Raw genomic sequence first — 23729 nt, 5'->3', positions numbered from 1 at the left:
TGCTGGCAAGACTATTCTTCTGCTCCCTGAATTTTTAGTAATAAAGCGCCTAAAGCCCAGCCGACAAAAATTAAACCGAAAGACAACAGAGCTGCATTTAAAATTTCGCCGCCCATTAGCGTGTTTCTCCTTTGCGAATGATTATTTGCAATTTTTCTAAAGGTCGTCCTTTAGATTTCCTGTTTTTTGGACTTGACTAGACTTGATGGTTCAAATCTAATTTTTCATAGTCCTCCCAGGTATTTGAGTTTTACGTCTACCAAGTGCTCTAAGCAAAATCGGGTAAACTAGGTCTACCAGAAGCTTTTCAGCGAACAGCGACGTTGAATTAGACCTGTGTAAATAATTCTAAACTAGTTTTACGGTCAATCTGGAATTTTCAAGGTAAGGGAGCAAGGAGGAAGACAATACCTGGGTAAAGAAGAAGATCCCGTGCTTTTGGTTTTGACTCCTAATTCAGCACTTTCAAAGCAAGAGTCAGAATTCAGGAGATGTGGCTCATAAGTTGTACTTTAGCTTTTAACTTTTGAATTTTAGATTGTCAGCAGTTAAATGTATCAAACAAATCAAACTAAAGTGGTAAATTTACAAAATAAAAATAGACCAAGATTAGCGCTGACGCTAGGAGACCCAGCAGGAATTGGGCCGGAAGTAATTTTGAAAGCTTTGGCAAATCCAGATGTGATGCAAAACTGTGATGTGGCAGTGGTAGGTAATCGCGATCTGCTGGTACGGACTTATAAGCAACTAAGTTTAAATGGGAATTTAACGCCTTTGGTAAATCCCGATCGCTTGACAATCGTTGATGTACCCTTAAACAGAGAAATTGAGAGTGAGATTGTCAGCGGAACGGGTAATGCAGCCAGTGGTGCGGCTAGTTTTGCCTATATGGAATATGCGATCGCCCAGACTCTTGCTGGTAAATTTGATGGTATTGTCACAGCCCCGATCGCTAAATCTGCTTGGAAAGCCGCAGGGTACAATTATCCGGGGCAAACAGAACTTTTGGCAGAAAAGTCTGGAGTTGAGCGCTTTGGGATGTTATTTGTAGCGCGATCGCCTTATACTGGTTGGACGCTCCGTACTCTGCTTGCTACCACACATATACCCTTACGTCAAGTAGCCGACACATTGACACCGCAGTTGCTGGCAAAGAAACTGGATTTACTGGTGGAGTGTTTAGAGAAAGATTTCGGCATAACTAAAGGGAGAATTGCGATCGCAGGTTTAAATCCCCACAGTGGCGAACAGGGACAACTGGGAACTGAGGAACAAGAATGGTTAATTCCCTGGTTAGAAAAAGAACGGCAAAACCGCCCAAATTTTCAACTAGATGGGCCAATTCCGCCGGATACGATGTGGGTTAAACCCGGTCAAGCTTGGTATGGCAATTCTCAGATTCAAAATCCTGCCGATGGATATCTGGCACTTTACCACGACCAAGGCTTAATACCTGTGAAATTGATGGCGTTTGATAGAGCAGTTAATACTTCTATTGGTCTGCCTTTTGTAAGGACTTCACCCGACCACGGGACAGCATTTGATATTGCAGGTAAGGGAATTGCTGATGCAACGAGTATGCAAGCAGCGATACATTTAGCAGCGGAGTTGGTGAGTCAAAGACTGGCTACGAAAAATTAGGACTTATTTATTGTTTTAATTTGTTTTGAGGAAGGAATTAAGCCATGACCCAAGCCTTACGCAAACTAGTTACATTCGATGAATTTGTTGCTAAATATCCAGATAACACTCTAAAACGTTACGAACTACATGATGGAGTAATAGTCGAAATGCCCCAACCAACAGGCGACCATGAAGAAATTATTGTATTTTTAACCACAAAGATTACTTTAGAATATAGTCGTCTGAGTCTGCCTTATGGCAGACCAAAAACAGTATTAGTTAAACCGCCTGAAAACGAATCAGCTTACTCACCAGATGTACTGATACTAAATCTTCCTAATTTGGTTAACGAACCTCTATGGAAAAAAGAATCTACTGTTACTCAAGCAGCATCAATTCCTTTAGTAATCGAGGTAGTGAGTACGGCAGTTGCTTCAAGCCGGGAAACCCGTCCAACGCACTGCCTCACTAATTGGCGTGATGATTATCATAAAAAATACGCTGATTATGAAGAAATGGGAATTCCTGAATATTGGATTGTTGATTACGCTGCTTTAGGCGGTAGAGAGTTTATTGGTAAACCCAAACAGCCTACTATCTTGGTTTGCTGTTTGGATGAAGGTGAGTATCAAATTAACAAATTTCGAGGGAATGACCGTATTCAGTCCTTAATATTTCCTGAGTTGAATTTGACCGTACAACAGATTTTTGAAGCTGGAGGAACGATTATAAGTTAACAAATATGGAAGTACAACCAAGGCAGATTAGGGCTTATCTCACAGTAGATGGAAAAAATCTTTTTGATGAGTGGCTTAATTCTCTGCGCGATAGAAAAGCAAAAGCTAAAATTAGAGCAGGACTTGACCGAGTTGAAGATGGTAACTTAGGAGACTATAAGTCTGTTGGAGAAGGTGTGTTTGAGCTGAGAATTGACTATGGCCCTGGCTATAGGATCTACTTTGCACAAGAAGAAACAACAGTTATTTTGCTTTTATGTGGTGGTGATAAAAGTACTCAAGAACAAGATATCAATAAAGCTCAAGAATATTGGCAAGACTATAGGAATAGAGACGATGCCTAAAAGTACAAGTTATCACGAAATACTTATTGAAGATTTAAAAGACCCATTAGAAGCAGCATCATATATTGAAGTTATTCTAGAAGAAGGCGACCCTATAATATTAAGCAAAGCGCTGAGAAATCTTATTGAAGCGCAAGGCGGAATTGATAGGTTTTCTTCTCAAGTTCAGCAATTCTACCAACAACTCGACCAGATGCTATTAGAAAAAGGAAAAATTGAATTTGATTATCTGAGTAGCTTATTAGATGCATTGGGATTATAGCTTGCAGTCAAAGTTAAGTCAGCTTGAGAGTTTTTAGATTTGAATATAGCCGAAACGATACTTACATAAGTTACCAGTTTTTTATTTATATGATTTTATAAATTATTATCAAAGCTATTTTTTACATATTCAGTAAGAAGTCATTTTTACTTTACCAAATAAGTTTTAACAAAAATAAAAAAGCAGCTAAGAACTGCTTTGATAAAATTGCTAACTTTTTTGTACGCCAAATCTACTATTAGCTAACCAAAGCTAGCCTGTCAGTATAATCTTCAGCTTCAGGAAAAGACTCTGAATTGCAATCTAACTTTGACTGAATATCTTGTATGATACCTTCCCAATCTGCATTGGGATTCCACTTGCGTTGAATCCTGATTTTGGTTGCTGGATCGTAAAGCCGACAGAACACGACGTTTTCTTCTCCTGGTGTTGCAGCAATAATTAGAGGCTTAGAAAAGTCTTGCACTTGCGATGCAGCTAGCAAGAACGTTTTAGCAAAGTTTGTTTCAATACCAGTTCTCACAACATAAATTTCATCAGCACTGACAAAAATATTTAACTTTTTGTTGTCTTGACCTCTGAACTCTTTTGTGGTTACTCGCAATTCAGTCACATATCCAGTTAAACCTCTGTACTGAACAGCAGTCTTCGTGTCTTGCTCGTTATTGTAGCGATACCAAACATATTTTTCTCCATTAATTTCTCCCCGATCAACATACAAATAAATAGGTTCAGGAGGATTACATAAGCCTAATTCAATTTTATAAACCATTAAATACTCTCCAAATCGTCTGAAGATCGATTATTAGTTAATCTTTGTTAATGTAATGTCACTTGTCTCTGCTATGAATATTCAAAAATAACACTATGATTAAATTTTGACATCGGTAAAAATATTGGCTTGAATAGTCTTCTGATTAAAGGAGGCGATCGCAACTACCTTGATATCTACGTAGCGATGCAGAAGACATATAAACTCTTCCCGAACCTATACCCTGCAAATAAGAATCAAGTCTCTGAAAACCTTATCGGTTAATCGCTTTAGGTCTTGAGTACATTATTAATATCTATTAAAAGATGGTTGATTAAGGATGAGATACTAATCTATGCAGTATTTCTGTAATTTAAAACTAATAGCCGAAAGCCCTCACAACAATCATTTAATTGAATATTTAATTTGAGACTCCAATGTAGAAGATATAATGCATTGACTTCCTGGCTATTTCTAATTCTTCTCTTCACGGGTTCTCTTCATGCAGTTTAGAAGACTCAGCAATCAATAGATAAGACAGGGAGACAAATAATGAACAAAACATTTGCAACCATTGACGGCAATGAAGCTGTCGCCCGTGTGGCTTACAAATTGAATGAGGTAATCGCTATTTATCCCATCACCCCCTCTTCAGCAATGGGTGAATGGGCAGATGCTTGGTCAGCAGAAAATCGTCCCAACCTCTGGGGTACAATTCCCAGTGTTGTGCAGATGCAGAGCGAAGGCGGAGCTGCTGGGGCTGTGCATGGGGCGTTACAAACAGGTTCTCTGAGTACTACCTTCACGGCATCTCAGGGGCTGTTGTTGATGATACCCAATCTCTACAAAATTGCTGGTGAATTAACTAGCGCTGTAGTTCACGTTGCCGCACGTTCTCTAGCTACTCACGCCCTGTCAATTTTTGGTGACCATAGCGATGTGATGGCAGCTCGTGCCACTGGCTTTGCCCTGCTGTGTTCGGCTTCGGTGCAGGAAAGTCAAGATTTTGCGCTTATTGCTCATGCGGCGACTCTAGAAGCACGAGTATCATTTATGCACTTCTTTGATGGTTTTCGGACATCTCATGAAGTGCAAAAAGTCAAGCTGTTGTCGGATGAAGAATTGCGATCGCTCATTCCCGACCACCTCATAATAGAACACCGCGATCGCGCCTTGACCCCAGACCGCCCAGTATTACGCGGTACAGCCCAAAACCCCGATGTCTACTTCCAAGCCCGTGAAGGCGCTAACCCTTACTACAACGCTTGTCCCGAAATTGTCCAGCGCAATATGGATAAATTTGGCGAACTCACGGGAAGGCATTATCAAATTTATGAATACCACGGCGCTAGCGATGCCGATCGCATCATCGTTCTCATGGGTTCTGGCTGCGAAACCGTACATGAAACCGTAGATTATCTCAACGCCCGTGGTGAAAAAGTGGGAGTTGTGAAAGTGCGACTCTACCGCCCCTTTGATGTGCAAAGATTTGTCGCAGTATTACCAAACAGTGTAAAAGCGATCGCAGTTCTCGACCGCACCAAAGAACCAGGTAGCGCTGGGGAGCCTTTGTATTTGGATGTGGTAGCGGCAATTCATGAAGCGTGGGGAGAGGACGCGGGGACACGGGGATGCGGGGACGCGGGGAATGTTTTTAATAGATTCTCCGCGTCTCCTAAAATCGTTGGTGGTCGCTACGGTCTTTCTTCTAAAGAATTTACGCCAGCGATGGTGAAGGGAATTTTCGACAATCTTGCCCAGGCACAGCCGAAAAATCACTTTACTATTGGTATTCATGACGATGTTAGTCACACATCTCTGAATTTTGATGCTAACTTCTCCACTGAACCCGATAACGTTGTTCGCGCCATGTTCTACGGCTTAGGTTCTGATGGCACTGTCGGGGCGAACAAAAACTCAATCAAAATTATTGGTGAAGAAACTGACAACTACGCCCAAGGTTACTTTGTCTACGACTCGAAAAAATCTGGCTCGATTACTGTCTCACACCTCCGCTTTGGGCCGCAACCAATTCGTTCGACTTACTTAATAGACCAAGCTAACTTTATTGGTTGCCATCACTGGGGATTTTTAGAAAAAATTGATGTTCTCAAAGCTGCGATTCCTGGGGGGACTTTATTACTTAATAGTCCCTATGATGCGGATAGTGTTTGGGAATATCTTCCTTTGAATGTGCAGCAGCAAATCATTGATAAACATTTGAAGTTTTACGTTATCAATGCTAGCCAAGTTGCCCGCGACAGTGGCATGGGCGGACGCATTAATACGATTATGCAAGTGTGTTTCTTTGCCTTAGCGGGGGTCTTGCCCCAAGAAGAAGCGATCGCTAAAATCAAACAGGCAATTGAAAAGACTTACGGTAAGAAAGGCGCGGAAGTTGTCCGCATGAATTTGCAAGCTGTAGACAATACTTTAGACAACTTGCATAAAGTAGATGTCCCAAGTCAAATTAGCAGCGCTATCCAAAAACAAGCTGCTATTTCCAACAATGCGCCGGAATTTGTTCGAGAAGTTCTCGGACGCATCATGGTGTGGGAAGGTGATGAACTGCCTGTTAGTGCATTACCCGCTGATGGTACTTTTCCTACAGGTACAGCTAAGTGGGAAAAACGCAATGTCGCTGAAGAGATACCTGTGTGGGAGCCGGATGTCTGCGTGCAGTGTGGTAAGTGCGTGATGATTTGTCCTCACAGTGCCATCCGCGCCAAAGCTTATCAACCGAATGAATTAGTTAATGCACCGTCAACCTTTAAATCAATTGATGCCAAAGATAAAGACTTTGCCAATCAAAAATTTACCATTCAAGTTGCTCCAGAAGACTGTACGGGATGTACCATCTGTGTAAATATTTGTCCTGCCAAAGATAAATCTGAGCCATCGCGCAAAGCAATTAATATGGCACAGCAGTTACCTTTGCGCGAACAAGAGCGGAAAAACTGGGATTTCTTTTTAAATTTACCTAATCCCGACCGACGGCAGTTGAAATTAAATCAAATTCGCCAACAACAACTGCAAGAACCTTTATTTGAATTCTCTGGTGCTTGTGCGGGTTGTGGTGAGACACCTTATTTAAAATTATTAACACAATTATTTGGCGATCGCTCCGTAATTGCCAACGCTACAGGTTGTTCTTCAATCTACGGCGGTAATCTCCCCACGACTCCTTGGACGACGAACTCCCAAGGACGCGGCCCGGCGTGGTCGAATAGTTTATTTGAAGATAACGCCGAATTCGGTTTCGGCTTCCGCCTGTCGCTGGATAAACAAACAGAATTCGCCACAGAATTACTGCAACAGTTGAGTGGTGAAATAGATGAGAACCTTGTTCGCGCGATACTCAACGCCGAACAAAAATCTGAGGCTGATATTTGGGAACAACGGGAAAAAGTAGCGCTGTTACAACAAAAGCTGCAAGAAATTGTTAGTAGTCAGTGGTCAGTGGTTAGTGGACAACTGACTACTGACAACGGACAACTGACAAAAGTCAAACAACTCCTAAGTGTTGCTGATTACTTAGTAAGAAAAAGCGTTTGGATTGTTGGCGGTGATGGTTGGGCTTATGACATTGACTTTGGCGGTATCGACCATGTGCTAGCCAGCGGTCGCAATGTCAACATCTTAGTCATGGATACAGAAGTATATTCTAACACAGGCGGTCAATCTTCCAAAGCCACCCCACGAGCAGCAGTGGCAAAATTTGCCGCCAGTGGTAAGCCTGCGCCGAAAAAAGACTTAGGTTTGATTGCCATGACCTACGGTAATGTCTACGTAGCGAGTGTAGCTATGGGTGCAAGGGATGAGCATACTTTGAAGGCATTTTTAGAAGCAGAAGCTTACGATGGCCCATCATTAATTATTGCTTACAGCCATTGCATAGCCCACGGCATTAATATGACCACAGGCATGAATCATCAAAAATCGTTGGTAGAATCAGGTCGTTGGTTGCTGTATCGTCACAATCCAGAATTACAAAAACAGGGTAAAAATCCCTTGCAATTGGATATGCGATCGCCTACACAATTAGTAGAGCAATCAATGTATCAAGAAAATCGCTTCAAAATGCTTGCTAAGAGCAAACCCGAACTAGCCAAACACTTACTAGGACAAGCGCAAGCAGAAGTAGATGCGCGCTGGCGGATGTATCAATATTTAGCAGAGCGTAAAATACCTGAAAGCAACTCTAATATCGTATCCGGTTAAAGACTTATCATTTAGACTGACGCGGAGATGGGGAGACCCAGGGAGGCGGAGAATTTTTAATTTTAAGTGATTTACCGGACACCATATAACAAATAAAGATGCATTCACAATGTAAGCCAATGCATTAATAATGCAAGCCGACGCATTCACAATGTAAGCCAATGCATTAATAATGCAAGCCGACGCATTCACAATGCAAGCCGATGCATTCACAATGTAAGCCGATGCATTCACAATGCAAGCTGATGCATTTACAATGCAAGCCGATGCATTAATAATAAACATAGTAGCGATCGTTAATTCTGCATTGCCCGAAGTAGGGGCGAACGGCCGTACTCTACGAGAACGCTAAGAGCGAACGCCCTTACATCATTCTGGAGATGTCTGGTATAACTCTAATATTTCACAAGCGAGCCAGATTCCTGTGTGCGAATACTTGGTTGCGGATAGTCTTCTTCGGTGAAATAGTAGTAGCTGTAAGGTTCGTTTTGAGAAATTACACCATTCACAACTTGTCCTAGGACATTCTGACCTGATTTTTCCAAAAGTTCTTTAGCAAAAGCTGCATTAACCGCATCAACCACACCTGGACGAACTACAAATAAAACACCATCTGCCATTTGACCCAGAGTAGCAGCATCAGCAGCAACATTCAATGAAGGAGCGTCAACAATTACAAAATCATAGTTGGCTACAAAAGTTTCCATTAAGGCTGCCATTCGTTTCGAGTCCAATAAAGAAGCAGGACTTGGAGGTACTACTCCAGAAGTTAGAACATCCAAATTATCCATCACATTTTTGATAGCCTTTTTGATTTCAGCCTGCCCTACAATCAAATTGCTCAAACCTTGGCTATTCGTTAATCCCCAGATTTTATGCTGAGTTGGACGGTGTAAATCTCCATCAATTAGTAAAACTTTACGCTCCGTCTGAGCCATTGCTACAGCCAAATTAGTTGCAACTGTTGACTTACCTTCTTTGGGTACAGAACTAGTGACAACAATAACTTTTAATTCTTTATCGGCATTCATAAATTTCAGATTTGCCCTCAGCATCCGGTAAGCTTCACTCATGGGAGAGCGAGGAGTATCTCTAACAACAATCTTTTGGCTATCCAATTCCAGTTCTTCATAACCGCGAAGGGCTTTTTTCGGCTTACCAGCAACAGGAATTATTCCTAATAAAGTCAAGTCGAGTAATTCTTTAGCCTCATCAACAGTTTTAATTGACTTATCTCTTGCTTCCAAAACATACACACTTGCCAAAGCAGCTATACTGGATAATAGCCCTGCAATTAAGTACAACATCTTCAGAGAAGTGGTTGGTTCTTCTGGAACTTCAGCTGGAGATATTAGACTTGCATTACCTACGTTTTGATTTTCAGCTATTTGGCTTTCTTGCAGCTTTTGGAGCAAAAGTGAATAGGTAGATTGCGCGGCTTGTACTTTACGTTCTAACTGGCGCTGATATTGTTCTAATCTTGGTAAATTGTTGAGCCTTTCTTTATAAGCAGTTTGTAATCTGAATAAAGTATTAACTTGGTTTGCTAAACCTAAACGAGTTGATTCTAATTCTACAAGTTTTCCAGAAAGTTGTTGTTGCAACAATCCCAATTGAAAGTTTTGATTTGGTTGTGGTTGAGTTGTTCCTGCAACCATTGTTATTCGTTGTTGCAGTAGTTCTTTTAAAGATTTTAATTTTTCCTTTAAATCTATAATCTGCGGATGGTCATCTTGCAAAACAGTGCCTTTAGCTGCTAATTGTGATTCTAGCTGTTGGATTTCTTTGAGAAGGTCTTGCACCCCCGAACTTTGACTAAGAGAGGTCATTGTTACTGCATACTGAGCATTCATACCCAATTGCTTGCGGATGGCTTGAGATTGAGCATCGACATTAGCTAAGTTATATTGAGTTGCACTAATTTGTTTTTGTAATTCTGCAATGATTCCCACTGCCTGATTTACTTCTTCTTGTAGAGAAACAACTTGGTACTTTTCTTTAAACCTTGCAAGTTCTGCTTCTGCTTTACGAACAATTAATTCAGCATTGGGTACTTGTTTTTCTAGAAATTTGCGAGCTGCTGCTGCTTGAGCTCTATGAGCAGATATATTATGTTCTAGATAAATAGCCATTATGGTATTTACAACCTTTGCGGCCGTGCCTGGATTCATATCTTTAAAAGATATATCGAGCACATCTGCTCCTGTACTTTCTTTCACAGTCAGTCGCTTCAAGAAAACCTTTGATTTTAACGGTAGCCCATGCTCATCTTTCAGTTTTAGCGTGCTTAAGGTTTTGTTTACAACTGGAACAGAGCGAATAACTTCTGCCTCTGTATAGAGAGGATTGCTTTTATCTTGGACTAATGGCTCTAATTTACCTATTTCTGTTCCTACACCCGTGAGGGTAGAAGTAGTATTTGTCCTTTCAAATTTTAACTTTCCTTCTGCTAAATAAGTAGGCTTCTTGAAAATTGCAACAATACTCAAAAGGACAAAAACAGATACGAAAACAGTTAAAGCTGACAACCAACGGCGTTTAACAATCAGCCAATAATGTTTAAAATTGGGAGATGATTCGATAGTTTTCATAAATACCTTCTGTGTTTGATGATTGATGAATGCTAACTAATAACTCCTGTAGCAATCCTAAATGATAGCTACTAAGTAAAAATTCAGGAGTCAGAATAGTTTAAGAATCAGGCGAAGATTTGATACATGAGTATCTTACTTGATACTAAAATCCTTATAAATTCTGACTTCTGACTCCTGGGTGCTGAATTCTTACGTTACTAACAACTGACAACAAATTTTATGTTGCCAACACTCGCTTCAAAGTTTTAAGTATAATGACTAGATCGAAAACTAGACTGAATCGAGTAATATATTCCATATTTAACTCTAGTTTTCGAGGCATAATTTCGTGAATGTAGAAATTTTCTGAGTTATTCATATCTTCTAGTAATTCACTTTCATTGTGGAATTTCATTGAAGCTAGATCGGTTATCCCTGGAAGTACTTCTAAAACTCGGCGCTGTTCAGAAGTATACAAAGCAACGTATTTTGGTACTTCGGGACGGGGGCCTACTAAGCTCATTTCCCCTTTAATGACATTAAATAGTTGAGGTAATTCGTCTAGCTTATACTTTCGCAAGAATCTACCACTTGAGGTAACTCTTCGATCGTTAGCAATTGTAATTTGTTTGCCTATTTTTTCGGCTCCCTGTATCATGGTACGGAACTTGTAAATTTTAAATTCACGCCCAAAACGTCCGATTCTAACTTGCCGAAAAAATATAGTTCCTGGAGAATCTATTTTTATCCATATTGCGATCGCGATCAATAAAGGCAGCAAGATTACAACACCTAGCAAGGAGAAAAATAAATCAAAAACTCGTTTTGACATAATTCCTAGTAATTCGTAATTTTTAATGAAGGGCAGGGTTTTGAAGTTGCTCAAAGCAAAGTTTTTTTCACGACTTCAATGACACGAGTTTGGTCTGCTTCGGTCATTTTTGTATATATTGGTAGGCTAACTATGCGTTCGTAAGCATGGGAGGCGCAGGGAAATTTTTCTGAGTGCAAGTGATATGTGTCGCGCCAATAGGGCTGCAAGTGCAAGGGAATATAATGAACGCTACAACCAATGCCTTTTGCAGCCAGCTGTTCAATGAAAGTGTTGCGATTCACTTTTGCAGATTCATCCAAACGAATCACGTAGAGATGCCAAGAGTGAGTATCGCCATTGAGGGGTTTTGCTGGCAGATGTAAAGGCAAGGCGGCTAATTCTGCATCATATCGCTTGGCGATCGCAGTTCTTTTTTCCTGAAATAACCAAACTTTCTTTAGTTGATGAATACCCAAAGAAGCCGCCAAATCAGTCATGTTGTATTTAAAGCCAGGAGCAACTACCTCGTAATACCAAGAAGGTTTGGTCGAGCTGTAACGGTCGAACACATCGCGGCTGATACCATGCAACCGCATCACACGACAGCGTTGAGCAACTTGCGGATTGCGGGTAACTAGCATTCCTCCTTCACCAGTGGCGATTGGCTTAGTGGCATAAAAACTATAGACTGTGGCATCGCTATCTAAACTGCCAATTAATTTACCTTGGTAGGTTGTTGGGATAGCATGGGCAGCATCCTCAATTACTTTCAATCCATACTTGCGAGCGATCGCCAGAATTGGCTCCATGTTACAAGCAAGTCCGCCAAAATGCACGGGTATAATGGCTTTGGTTAGGGGAGTAATAGCTGCTGCAATTTTGATAGGATCGATGTTGAGAGTCACCGGATCGATGTCAACAAAAACTGGATTTGCTCCCAGATAGCGAATTACTTCCGCAGTCGCCGTAAATGTATGGGTTGTAGTGATGACTTCATCGCCATGACTAATACCCAATGCTTCTAAAGCTAAGTGTAATCCGGAAGTGGCAGAATTAACTGCGATCGCTTCGACTCCATACCCAATAAATTCAGCAAAATCTCGTTCAAAACGTTTTGTTTTTGCTCCTGTTGTTAACCAATTAGATTTTAAAGAGTCAACAACTTCTGCAATTTCTTCCTCTCCAATATCGGGTAATGCAAAAGGTAAAAAATTCTCCATATAATTATATTTTCACGTTCCCCAACGTTTCATAACCCTATAGATAATTGACTTCACTTCTAGATTTATTTAATTGAAGCTGTTCTGAATGCGATAATCCTAAAACACGGTAGTAGATGTTTGTATAAGAATCAGCTACCTTTTGCAAACTGAAGTTTTCCCGTACATGCATTTCACTGCGAGTACCCATTAAAATCCTCTGGTCTGGAGATTTGAGAAGTTGCAGAATTGCTGTAGCTAAAGCTTTGGCATTGCGAGGAGGAACCAATAACCCATTCCAACCATCTCGCACTATATCCTTACAACCAGGTGTATTCGTTGTAATCAAAGGCAGTTGCATTGCACCAGCCTCTAATAAAACCCGTGACATTCCCTCACGATAACTAGGTAAAACAAAGATATCGCTCAAAGATAATAATGTCGTGATGTCATTACGAACACCAAGATAAGAAACAAATTCAGCTTGTTGTTGAACTTCTTTGATTGGTATCGCTTGCCGTCCTTCTGAAGAAAAAGGGCCAATTAAAATAAACTTGACATTTGGCATTTTCTGGCAAACTATTCTCGCTGCATCCAGATATTCTCTTACGCCTTTAGCAACAACAAGACGCGCAATCATGGTGACAACTAACTGTCCTTCTAAACCTAATTCTTGGCGAACTACTGCTAGTTGTTCGGGGTTGGGACGGTTTTTTATTAACTGTTCGATATCAATACCCGAACCTAAAACTAAATCATCACAGCCATCTTTGACCATTTGATGCTTGCGGAAATATGCGCGATCGTCAATATTTTGAAATACTGTGATTCCTGCTGCCGCAGAAGCTTGTTTTTGCAAATGTCGATATATAGGTCTCAGTGTCAGTGCTAATGGAGAATTAGAAGAGAAAATGTAGCCCATCCCATTAATTGTACGCACTCTTCCTGGTATTTTAGCCTTCATACCGATAATAGGTGTTATCATCGCTGGCTTAGTATCAAAACCATGCACAACATCTGGTTTATATTTACTAAATAAGTTGAAAATTTGAGTGCGAGCTTGTATGTCTGCTAGTGGATTTATTTCCCGTTCTAGTGTGTATTGAAAATAGGGAATTTGATACTTTGCAAAAGCATCGCCATTTTCCGAGCCAACAGCTCCAACATTAAAGCCTCTATCTCTAAGTGCTAACAACAAAGGAATGCGGAAACGTATATCTTCTCCACCAACATGCCAAATAGTTTTTGGTACAGTATTCATGTCATTTTTAAGAAGCTTTTCTTAACTAATCTGAGCGCCCAAAGATAGCGATCGCAATGGTATTTGCACTCGATAATAAGAACAATACCAAGCTACAAAACGTTCAATTCCTACTTCAATTGGCGTGCTAGGTTTAAAACCTACATCTCTAATCAAATCATCAACATCTGCATAGGTAATGGGAACATCACCAAGTTGCAGCGGCAGCAAATTTTTTTCTGCTTTCATTCCCAAACAGTTTTCTAACACTTCTATGAAGTGCATTAATTCGACGGGTTGATTATTACCTATGTTGTAAATCTTGTAAGGAGCCTTACTAGTTCCTGGGTCGGGTGCATCTCCCAACCAAGCAGTATTTGCTTGAGGTATTGTATCTGTCACGCGGACAATACCCTCTACGATGTCGTCTATATATGTAAAATCTCGCTGCATCTTACCGTAATTAAACACATCTATTGGCTGTTTTGCCAAAATTGCTTTGGTGAATAAAAACAGCGCCATATCTGGACGACCCCACGGGCCATAAACAGTAAAGAAGCGCAATCCAGTTGTAGGCAAATTATACAAATGGCTATATGTATGAGCCATCAACTCGTTGGCTTTCTTTGTAGCAGCATACAGACTAACTGGATGGTCTACATTGTCGCGAACAGAAAAGGGCGTTTTGGTATTAGCACCGTAGACTGAACTAGAAGAAGCAAATACTAAATGTTTAACACCTGAGTGACGACAACCTTCAAGAATGTTAGTAAAGCCTACCAAGTTGCTATCTATATATGCATGGGGATTTTTAAGTGAATAGCGGACACCTGCTTGAGCTGCTAAGTTAACGACAATATCGAAGCGTTGTTCTGCAAACAACTGGGAGATACTTGCATTGTCTACTAAATCTAGTTTGTGAAAACTAAAGCCTGATTTTCCCTCTAGTTGGACTAGGCGCTCTTTTTTGAGGGAGACATCATAGTAATCATTGAGATTATCTAGTCCTACAACCTCGTCACCTCTGGATAGTAACCGTTGACTGAGATGGAATCCAATGAAACCAGCAGCACCAGTAACTAAAACTTTAACCATACATTTTCTCCTATAGACTTGAGTAATGAATATTGCTTGGCAGAGTCAGAGAATCAAAAACAGATTTGACATCTAACAAAACTCCTCCGGGACGCAGACAAGCAAGCAATTTGTCGCTAGACATGTCTAGGTAAGCTTGATGACTGACAGCCAAGACAATTCCATCTAGATTGGATAATTCTTGCCAGTCTGTAAGCTGGATGCCATACTCTCGCTCGGCTTCGTGGCTATCAGCTAGAGGGTCGTGTACGAGGGGATTAATCCCAAATTGGCGTAACTCTGCAACGATATCGGGAACGCGGCTGTTTCGCACATCAAACACATTTTCCTTAAAAGTTAGACCGAGAATTCCGATGCGCGCTCCTTTAATAGATAGGTTAGCTTTGATTAAAAGCTTGACTAAATGACGAGCAATATGGATTCCCATACTGTCATTGATCCGACGGCCAGCAAGCATAACTTCCGGATGATATCCTAGTTCTTCTGCTTTGGTAGTTAAATAATAGGGGTCAACACCAATACAGTGGCCGCCGACAAGTCCTGGAGTAAATGGCAAAAAGTTCCATTTGGTTCTTGCTGCTGCTAATACATCGTGAGTGCGGATATTCAGGCGATCGCAAATTAAGGCTAACTCGTTCATTAAGGCAATATTCAAGTCTCGCTGAGTATTTTCAATCGCTTTCGCCGCCTCAGCTACCTTGATGGAAGAAGCACGATATACGCCAGCATCAACAATGGTTGCGTAAACTCTCGCCACCTTTTCTAAGGTTTCAGCATCTTCGCCAGCTACAACTTTCACAATCTTTTCTAGAGTATGAGCTTTGTCACCTGGATTAATTCTTTCTGGAGAGTAGCCCAGTTTGAAATCAACACCCTGCTGTAAGCCCGATACCTTTGCCAGAGTCGGGCCGCAGATGTCTTCTGTCACTCCTGGATAAACTGTAGATTCATAAACTACTGTTGCTCCAGGTTGTAGTACTTTACCAACCAGTTCGGATGCTTTAATCAAGTAGGATAAATCTGGTCGATGGTTGCGGTCAACAGGGGTTGGGACAGCAACTACAAAAAAGTTACTGTCTACTAAGTCGAATGGTTCTGAAACGATATTCAGAGTCGTGTTGATTAACTCCTCTTGGGAGATTTCACCTGTAGTATCAATGCCTTTTCTTAAATTTGCAACTTTCTCGACATTGACATCAAACCCAATAGTATAGGGGAATTTTTTGGCAAATGCTAAGGCTACAGGTAAGCCAACGTAACCCAAACCGATAACTGCAATGCGATCGCTCATATCTTAAAAGTGTAATCAGAGTAAATATTGATGTTTGATTCGATGGATTTGCTCAAAAATGTGAAATTTCAAAAGTATTGGATTCAGGGTACAGTCGCTAATTCCAGAGCTATCTATCCGAATGTCAGTCTGATTTAATCACGCTAATCGATTAAATTTCTCCAGATTTAATCTAAATATGCTGAAATTATCAATAACAATCTAGCTGTTAAAAGTTATTTTAACCTCAGTCAAACTAATTTTATTATCAAAATAACAGCATTACTTATTTAGCGTGTAATGTATTATTGTTGCTGAATAATTAAACAATTTAACAGTCAATAACAGTGGATAGATGCCAATTTGGCATTAGTTTTAAAGATTATTTTTGAGTTTCACATTATCTGTTATTAAATAAAAAACGATAAAAAAAATTACATCTTTCAGACACAAAATATGAATCAATACAGTTCAGTTAACGTTTTTATCTTTTAAAGAACCCCCCAACTTCCTAAAAAAGAGGAGCTTAACTAAACCGTATTGAAATATGAGTTTGAAAACGAATCTTCAAAGATTGAGGAATATCAAGCAATCTTCCCTTTTTTTTCAAATAAATTGTTGGCAGATGAACGTTATCAGTTAACACTTAATAATTTTCTTCTAACCATGCTTGAAACATCAATACATTCCAAAGAATGTATTGCCAGTCTTTTTCACCTGTAATATGCTCTATCCACTTTTGTCGAATTGATTGTGGATTCAAAAACCCTTCTTGTGTTAGCCGATGTTCGTCCAGCAATGCTTCTGCCCAATCTCGTAAAGGGCCGCGTAGCCAAGTATGAATCGGGACGCTAAACCCTTTTTTGGGACGCTCAATCAAGTGTTTAGGCACATATTTATATAAAACTTGACGTAATAGCCACTTGCCTTGGTTGTTACGAATTTTCATCGAAAGTGGTATGCGCCAAGCGAATTCCACTACTCGACTATCCAATAGTGGTACGCGTGCTTCTAAACTCATACCCATACTGGCTCGATCGACTTTCACCAGGATATCATCAGGTAAATAGTTCACTGTATCGAGGTACATCATACGTTGAGTAAAGTCGCTTAATGGGCAATGGTAGCGATTGCTAAAGCTTGTTGGAGGTTCTAAAGCACCTATTACTACTGGTTCTTGACAGTGAGAGATCAGCCTTGTATAGATAGCGTCGGCATTGGGGAGGATCAAAATCTCAGCGAGTGTCTGTAATTTATTCCCAAAAGGCGAATGTTTGAGTTTAGCTAATGATGGGCTTGTTAAAGCACGTGCAGCAGTCTTGCGTAACGTTGGAGGTATCCAGCCGATTGTCTGCCAGATGTTGCGAGCTTTGAAATAACGCTTATAGCCTGCAAATAGTTCATCCCCACCATCGCCAGAAAGACTGACTGTTACATATTGTCTAGCAAGCTGAGATACGAGAAAAGTAGGGACTTGAGATGAGTCGGAAAAGGGTTCGTCGTACAAAATCGGTAGCTTAGGGATGACTTGCAGTGCTTGTTCTGGAGTGACATACATTTCTGTATGGTCTGTATTTAAGTGCTTGGCTACTGCTTTGGCATACTGTGCTTCGTTATAAGCATCTTCATGAAAGCCAATAGAAAATGTTTTCACTGGTTGGCTACTTTGAGCTTGCATCAGGGCTACTACAGTTGAAGAATCAACTCCCCCAGATATAAAAGCACCCAATGGTACATCTGCAACCATTCTTAGACCTACTGCTTCCAATAGCAGGGCTTCTAGTCGAGCTACTGCTTCCGAGTCTGAACCGCTAAATGGTTCTGCAATTCCTAACTCTGCAACTTCCTTTATAGACCAATAGGTTACAGGATTGGGATGAAATTGGCTACCATTCCAGGTCAAGACTGTTGCTGGCGGTAACTTATAGATACCTTGATAGATTGAATATGGTGTGGGAACGTAACCATACTGTAGGAACAATTTTAAAGCATCACGATTGATTTTAGCTTTAAAAGCCGGATGAGCTTTTAGGGCTTTTAACTCCGAGCTAAATAACAAGGTTTGACCCATCCAACCATAATAGAGAGGCTTTTCACCTAAGCGATCGCGTCCTAAATGCAAAAGCTGCTCTTGACGATCCCACAAAGCAAAAGCAAACATCCCATTGTAGCGTTTGATTGCCCCATCAACTCCCCACTGACTAAAGCTAGCCAGCATTACCTCTGTATCAGAATGACCTCGAAAACGATGTCCTAATGATGTGAGTTGATGTCGTAGTTCTAGAAAATTATAAATCTCGCCGTTAAATACAATTACATAGCGATCGTTAGCCGATAGCATCGGCTGATGCCCTTCTGGTGAAAGGTCTACAATCGCTAGTCGTCGATGTCCTAAAGCAATCCCTGCCGATTCATCTACCCAAATTCCTCCATCATCTGGGCCGCGATGAATTAGCGAATCTGACATCTGTCTGACTATTGCTTGCATGATGTCATCAGAAGTTTGTCGGGAAGAATCAAAAAAACCAGTAATGCCACACATAAATTACTGCTGATATCCACACATGAGAAATTAAGGAAATGCCTAAAACTTTTCACTTCAGCATCTCTGAATAAATTGCCTCGTATTGATTTACAACAGCGTCCAAAGAAAAGTTTTCTATCGCCCGCTGCCGCGCCAACAATCCCAGCTTTTGCCGTTGTTCGCTGTCCAATGCCAGTAATTCTTGCCATGCATTTGCCAGTGCCTCAGAATTTCTTGGAGGTACAACCCGTCCGCTATCTCCCACAATCCAGCCAGAATCTCCCACATCAGTAACGACACAGGGTACACCACAAGACATTGCCTCTCCTAAAATTAGAGGCCATCCTTCACCATAGGCTGAGGAAGAAGCAGCAATATCTAAAGCTGCGGTCAAACGAGCTATATCTGTGCGTTCTCCAAGTAAGTGGACTCGATTAATAATTCCTAACTCTTGAATTAATCGATACAAAACCTGATTCTCTAGAGTCACATCCGTTCCAATTAACAAAAAGTTGGTTTCTGGATATTTTTTCAGTAAAATTGCAGCAGCTTGGAGAAAATTAGCATGATCTTTCATTGGATGATAACGACAAATCAATCCAATCAAAAAAGCGTTTTTAGATAAACCTAGCTCTTTACGAACGCTCAATCTCGCTTCAATTGAGGGAATGAATACTGAAGTATCAGTTCCATTCGGAATTACACAGCCGTTTTGGTTATCATAGCCTAATTTTTCATGCTGCAATTTCCCAATTTGAGAAACATAAATAATTTTGTTGGGAACTTGAGACATGGCAGCACATAATTTAATAATAGCTGCTGTCATTTTTTTGGTCAGGGCTAATGAGTAAATCGAACAATGAATACTCCATAAAATAGGTATTTTAGGATAAATGAAATAACTCACTAATAGAGCTGCGAGATTGCCATGATACATCCAGCCTTGGATGAGATTTGGTTTAAGTTGACGAACTATGTGAATTATTCGCAAAATATTAGCTGGCGTTGGTAGCATTCCTTGTTTCATACCAATGGTATAAACAGGAATCCCCAAGGCTTCAATGCGATCGCCCAATCTCTCACCATCCATTAGAGAAATTACAACTGGATTAAAATTCTCCCGATTAATTTTAGAAAGTATCCGATAAAGGATTATTTGAGCACCACCAGTTGACAGTCCGGTACTAATATAAACAATTGAAAATCTACTCATACTTGAATCTCCATTGTCCCTCAGCAAGTCCTAACATTAACGACCAAATAATAACTGACTTTGGCTGATAAAAAGTAAAGTCAGCACTTTGGCAGATCAGAAAAAATGCAAAAATAAAGAATGATGGATAACAATTACTTTGAAAGGTTTGCCATACTCTTTTCAATAGATAATAAAAGATAAATAGAGATAGAATACCAAGTCCAAAACCATACTCTATCCAAATGTTGTGAAAATGTTCCGGTAATTGAAGCTGTCCATAACTATCGACAAATAAAATGTTTGCAGATTTAATTAAAGAAGGTGTGGCATTAAATCCTACTCCAAAGATAGGAATGCGTTCAGATTGCAATAATTTCAGAGCATTATTCCATATTAATTCTCTTGAATTTAGAGTAGAAATTTCATCCAAATTAGTACGGTTAGCAATCAAAGATGCATATAAATCTCCACCATAAGTAAGCAAGATAACAACAAAAATAGATACTAAAATTCCAATTGCAATGTAATACTTAATTTTATTGGCTGTTGATAGTTGTCTGGAATATATTAAAAATAAAATCAGACTCACCAAAATTGATGTTCTACTAAATGTTAAAAATAAATAAGTTAGAGAAATGAATATTATGAGTTTGTATTTTCTCATCAATGCAATTAAGCAAACTATACTTGCTACTTGACTGGAACTCGCTACAGTCATTCCCGCAGCATAAATTCTATTCAATTCTCCTAACTGTTGTCGGGCAACAAATATGCTACTCAATACTAAAATAATGAATAAAAAGATTAATACGCTCTCACTTGTTTGAATGCCGAGTCGATAAACAAGTCCCTTCGCTAAATAAAAAACGATGATAAATCTGAAGAGATAAACTAGAGCATCTATAATATATTGTTCGCCTAAGTCGAGAGCATTGAGAAAACTTAGTGAAATGATAAATGTTAAAATTAATATAAATAAAAAATCATTTTTCTCAAGTTTTATTAAGCCTGAAAAAAAACAAATACCAATAGAACATATAAGTAAGAAATCGTACCAGCCTAGAAATGCTTCATGCCACAATTTATTGACAAATATTAAGCCTTCATCTGGGAATATCTGTGTACTACGGAGACTCATATAAACAACTAAAGACAAAATTGCAAATGGAGCTAATTTCAAACATTGATTGAATCTTTCTAAAAGAGAAATTGATTGATATGAATCAGTTTTATTGTTAATTTTGCTATTGAAAATCATATTTTGCTTGTAAGATTTAATTTTTTGTCAAGACAAGTTTTATTTTGAAAACAAACTTACTCAGAAAACTCGATGATGATTTTGGATTTAAAACTTGTAACAATTATTTTTTTTGAGTTTAGAAAAAGTTCTTTTTTGGCTTTACTAAACTCTTTCACGTTTCATTTGCATATATCATATAGACGTTTACAAGTTATATGCAAAAAATATGTGTTTTAGTTTGGTTTATGACTTATGTATTTTTCTCATCTCTCATTTTTTTTGCTTTTGTTATCATATTTTCAATGCTGAATCCCAGAGGCTTTTTATTCTTTATCTTTTTTTGAGCTGAACGAATTGCTTCTTCAACTCCAGAGGCTATTTTGTTCTTCCACCAATTTGTTTGCTCGCTATAACACCAAACATACTCATCTGTAGTTGAGAGTGCATAATATGTATTGTGTTCGAGCCATTTTGCTCTTTGCTGCGGAGTCAGGTAATAACTGATAAATGATTTTTGCGGTTGGCGCAAAGCGAATAATTCATCTATGAAGACAGCTTGCCCTACTTTAACCTGACGGGCATATTTTGTCTTATTTTTTGAATCTATCAATGTCAATGCTAATTTTTTTATTAAATTATATCCCCAATAAAAATCCTTTTTACTTTCATTGTAGTAAGCATCTTCGTCCCCATCAATAATTAACGTATTTGGCTCAATGGCATCTAACATGCCGTTAACAAATGCTGGGAAAAGTCCGTAATTATTTTTAGAAAAATCAGGTAAATCGTCGCGATCTAATTCTACAAACTGGCTCAATTGAAAGAGGGTAAGAAGCTTAACACCTGGTAATTCTTGTTGGATAGCTTGAATAAACTGTGCGCCTCGCTTGCGTACTTGTTGCTTATATTCTTCAAAAGATTTCTCCGTAGCATGAGGAAGCTTTGGATATAGCCACGGATTTACACCATAAGATTCATAAGTTTCTGGATCGAAAGCAATACCTACTAATTTTCCATTACGTGCCGTTTTTGCAAATAAACGGAGATTAGATTCTGATGCTTTCCAGTCACTTTCGCTAAACCAATCCCAGCCTTCATCTGTCGTTGCCCACATCGCCAAAAAATTATCGGTGAACTTAGAAAATTTAGTGGTTTTAAGACTTTCTATATCTTGAGTAAAATCTTTGGGATTGTAAGGCTCGTGTAAGAAGACTTTCTTTCCAGCTTTCAGACGAATAATAACACCATCAAATGGACGTTTTTCCATTTGTTGAATATTTTTATTCAGAAAAGCAGGATATGGTGCATCCCAGCCATAATGAATAAATTTATAGGGTTTTGATTTGGGTTGGGCAACTGCAAAACAAAAGTAGAAAAGTGTTATGCACAAAGTAAGTGCTACGACGTTATAAAATCGTCGTCTAGGGTATTTGATTCTCAACATAACTTCCTTTTTATCTCGATAAAAATGTGTTATTAACTCTTTTTTCCGCTTTAGATATGGGATTGCAAAATAAACTGAGCAAAGCAGCTTCAGTTTTTAAAACTAATTGTTGTACTGAAAAATGTTCAACGATTCGTTGTCGAATATGCGCTCCATTGAAATTGTTAGTACCAAGATTTTCTATTAATTTCTTCATCCCGTTTTTCAATGCCTTTGGATTTTTAGGTGGCACAACTATGCCTCTATCACCAACAATCCAAGCAGAATCGCCCACATCTGTGACTACACAAGGTACACCACAGGCCATCGCCTCTCCAATTACATTAGAAAATCCTTCGGTATAGCAAGAAGAAGAAACAGCAATATTCAGAGCATTATGTACCGCAGACATGTCTGCACGTCCTCCTGTCCAGAGAACTTTATCAGAGATGTTTAATTCTTTTGTTAACTGATACAGTTCGCGTGTATAAGTTTCTGAACCAACACCCACACAGACAAAGCGTACATCTGTTCTTTCTTCAGCTAGTAAAGCTGCTGTTTTGAGAAAAGTAGGATGGTCTTTTATCGGGTTTATTCGTCCCACCAAACCAATCAAAATTGTATTTTGGGAAATTCCCCATTCCGCTCGTACTTTTGCCCCAGCTTCTCGGTCGGGCTGAAAACGCTCGGTGTCAATACCATTAGAAATGACGAGCATTTTGTCAGCAGAAACTTGATGAGTCAGGTAATATGCTTGACCTGCATAGGAATTGACAATAATTAAGTCTGTCAAGTGTGATAAAAAATTCTCTAATCTAAAAATTAGCTTGCTCAACCAATCATAATCTTGAAGATTTCCTTTAGATTCACGTATTCCCCAAATTATTTTTGTTGCAGGTAAAAAAGGCTTTAATAATATAGCAATCAAATTTGATTCTGCAAGATATCCATGCAATACATGAGGACGTATTTGCTTAAGATGCCAAATAAGCGACCAAAAGAAACTAAATAAATGCCAACGTCCTCGTTTCTCTAAACAGATGACTGATATATTAGTATCTTTTAAATCTTTTTCTAATGGCCCGCCAGGGTAAAAATATAAAATACTAACATCAAAGCCTTGCCGATCTAAGCCTTTTGCTAGCGTCACTAATTGTCTTTGTGCTCCGCCGAAGTTAAGATCCCGGATAATAAAAGCAATTTTCTTCATTTTGCTAA

General features: G+C 39.4%; 18 protein-coding genes. 5 read left to right on the top strand and 13 right to left on the bottom strand.

Going from position 1 to position 23729, the window contains the following annotated elements; genetic code table 11:
* Positions 1-11 precede the first annotated feature (11 nt).
* The gene (gene petM, locus I8752_RS01265; RefSeq protein ID WP_006199111.1) at positions 12-116 is read right to left on the bottom strand and encodes a cytochrome b6-f complex subunit PetM; all 105 of its coding nucleotides are present in this window, start codon (positions 114-116) and stop codon (positions 12-14) included.
* A gap of 436 nt (positions 117-552) precedes the next feature.
* Here petM and pdxA point away from each other — a divergent pair, with 436 nt between their 5' ends.
* From pdxA to I8752_RS01245, 4 genes are read left to right on the top strand one after another with little or no spacing between them, the layout of a single operon-like run.
* Positions 553-1641 carry a 4-hydroxythreonine-4-phosphate dehydrogenase PdxA gene (pdxA, locus tag I8752_RS01260; RefSeq protein WP_214430513.1) on the top strand — a complete coding sequence of 363 codons (1089 nt, stop codon included), beginning with the start codon at positions 553-555 and terminating at the stop codon, positions 1639-1641.
* Positions 1642-1685: 44 nt separating this feature from the next.
* Positions 1686-2360 (top strand): Uma2 family endonuclease, encoded by a 675-nt coding sequence (locus I8752_RS01255; RefSeq protein WP_214430512.1) that lies wholly within the window; start codon positions 1686-1688, stop codon positions 2358-2360.
* Between the two features lie 5 nt (positions 2361-2365).
* Positions 2366-2704, top strand: coding sequence for a type II toxin-antitoxin system RelE/ParE family toxin (locus tag I8752_RS01250; protein WP_214430511.1), 339 nt, complete (start codon positions 2366-2368; stop codon positions 2702-2704).
* Positions 2697-2966 carry a helix-turn-helix domain-containing transcriptional regulator gene (locus I8752_RS01245; protein WP_214430510.1) on the top strand — a complete coding sequence of 90 codons (270 nt, stop codon included), beginning with the start codon at positions 2697-2699 and terminating at the stop codon, positions 2964-2966. Before I8752_RS01250 ends, I8752_RS01245 begins: the two co-directional genes overlap by 8 nt.
* Positions 2967-3204: 238 nt before the next feature.
* On the opposite strand, the gene I8752_RS01240 is transcribed toward I8752_RS01245, so the two are convergent.
* Positions 3205-3738 carry a hypothetical protein gene (locus I8752_RS01240; protein ID WP_214430509.1) on the bottom strand — a complete coding sequence of 178 codons (534 nt, stop codon included), beginning with the start codon at positions 3736-3738 and terminating at the stop codon, positions 3205-3207.
* A 531-nt stretch (positions 3739-4269) separates the two neighbouring features.
* Between I8752_RS01240 and nifJ the strand changes: the two genes are divergently transcribed.
* Positions 4270-7938 (top strand): pyruvate:ferredoxin (flavodoxin) oxidoreductase, encoded by a 3669-nt coding sequence (gene nifJ / locus I8752_RS01235; RefSeq protein ID WP_214430508.1) that lies wholly within the window; start codon positions 4270-4272, stop codon positions 7936-7938.
* Positions 7939-8333: 395 nt separating this feature from the next.
* Here nifJ and I8752_RS01230 read toward each other — a convergent pair whose 3' ends face one another.
* The 11 genes from I8752_RS01230 to I8752_RS01180 all read right to left on the bottom strand — a co-directional run bounded on the left by I8752_RS01230 (position 8334) and on the right by I8752_RS01180 (position 23721).
* The gene (locus I8752_RS01230) at positions 8334-10529 is read right to left on the bottom strand and encodes a GumC family protein (RefSeq protein ID WP_214430507.1); all 2196 of its coding nucleotides are present in this window, start codon (positions 10527-10529) and stop codon (positions 8334-8336) included.
* A 220-nt stretch (positions 10530-10749) separates the two neighbouring features.
* The gene (locus tag I8752_RS01225) at positions 10750-11343 is read right to left on the bottom strand and encodes a sugar transferase (protein ID WP_214430506.1); all 594 of its coding nucleotides are present in this window, start codon (positions 11341-11343) and stop codon (positions 10750-10752) included.
* A gap of 50 nt (positions 11344-11393) precedes the next feature.
* A complete protein-coding gene (locus I8752_RS01220; protein ID WP_214430505.1) occupies positions 11394-12545 on the bottom strand; it encodes a DegT/DnrJ/EryC1/StrS family aminotransferase in 1152 nt (383 codons plus the stop codon).
* Positions 12546-12582: 37 nt separating this feature from the next.
* Positions 12583-13785 carry a glycosyltransferase family 4 protein gene (locus I8752_RS01215; RefSeq protein WP_214430504.1) on the bottom strand — a complete coding sequence of 401 codons (1203 nt, stop codon included), beginning with the start codon at positions 13783-13785 and terminating at the stop codon, positions 12583-12585.
* 21 nt (positions 13786-13806) lie between these two features.
* Entirely contained in the window at positions 13807-14859 is a 1053-nt protein-coding gene (locus tag I8752_RS01210; protein ID WP_214430503.1) for an NAD-dependent epimerase, read from the bottom strand.
* Positions 14860-14869: 10 nt separating this feature from the next.
* Positions 14870-16150 (bottom strand): nucleotide sugar dehydrogenase, encoded by a 1281-nt coding sequence (locus I8752_RS01205; protein WP_214430502.1) that lies wholly within the window; start codon positions 16148-16150, stop codon positions 14870-14872.
* A 625-nt stretch (positions 16151-16775) separates the two neighbouring features.
* The gene (gene asnB / locus I8752_RS01200) at positions 16776-18671 is read right to left on the bottom strand and encodes an asparagine synthase (glutamine-hydrolyzing) (protein WP_214430501.1); all 1896 of its coding nucleotides are present in this window, start codon (positions 18669-18671) and stop codon (positions 16776-16778) included.
* 52 nt (positions 18672-18723) lie between these two features.
* On the bottom strand, positions 18724-19866 hold the full coding sequence (locus I8752_RS01195; protein WP_214430500.1) for a glycosyltransferase: 1143 nt from the start codon (positions 19864-19866) through the stop codon (positions 18724-18726).
* Positions 19859-21106 (bottom strand): O-antigen ligase family protein, encoded by a 1248-nt coding sequence (locus I8752_RS01190; protein WP_214430499.1) that lies wholly within the window; start codon positions 21104-21106, stop codon positions 19859-19861. The genes I8752_RS01195 and I8752_RS01190 overlap by 8 nt, the downstream gene beginning before the upstream one ends.
* Before the next feature lie 232 nt (positions 21107-21338).
* Positions 21339-22532 carry a hypothetical protein gene (locus I8752_RS01185; protein ID WP_225895383.1) on the bottom strand — a complete coding sequence of 398 codons (1194 nt, stop codon included), beginning with the start codon at positions 22530-22532 and terminating at the stop codon, positions 21339-21341.
* 10 nt (positions 22533-22542) lie between these two features.
* A complete protein-coding gene (locus I8752_RS01180) occupies positions 22543-23721 on the bottom strand; it encodes a glycosyltransferase (RefSeq protein WP_214430497.1) in 1179 nt (392 codons plus the stop codon).
* Positions 23722-23729: the final 8 nt, after the last annotated feature.

The sequence above is a fragment of the Dendronalium phyllosphericum CENA369 genome (assembly GCF_016056275.1).
Classification (GTDB): domain Bacteria; phylum Cyanobacteriota; class Cyanobacteriia; order Cyanobacteriales; family Nostocaceae; genus Dendronalium; species Dendronalium phyllosphericum.
The sequence above is the reverse complement of the archived record's forward strand: the minus strand, read 5'-3'. Positions and strand labels throughout refer to the sequence as shown.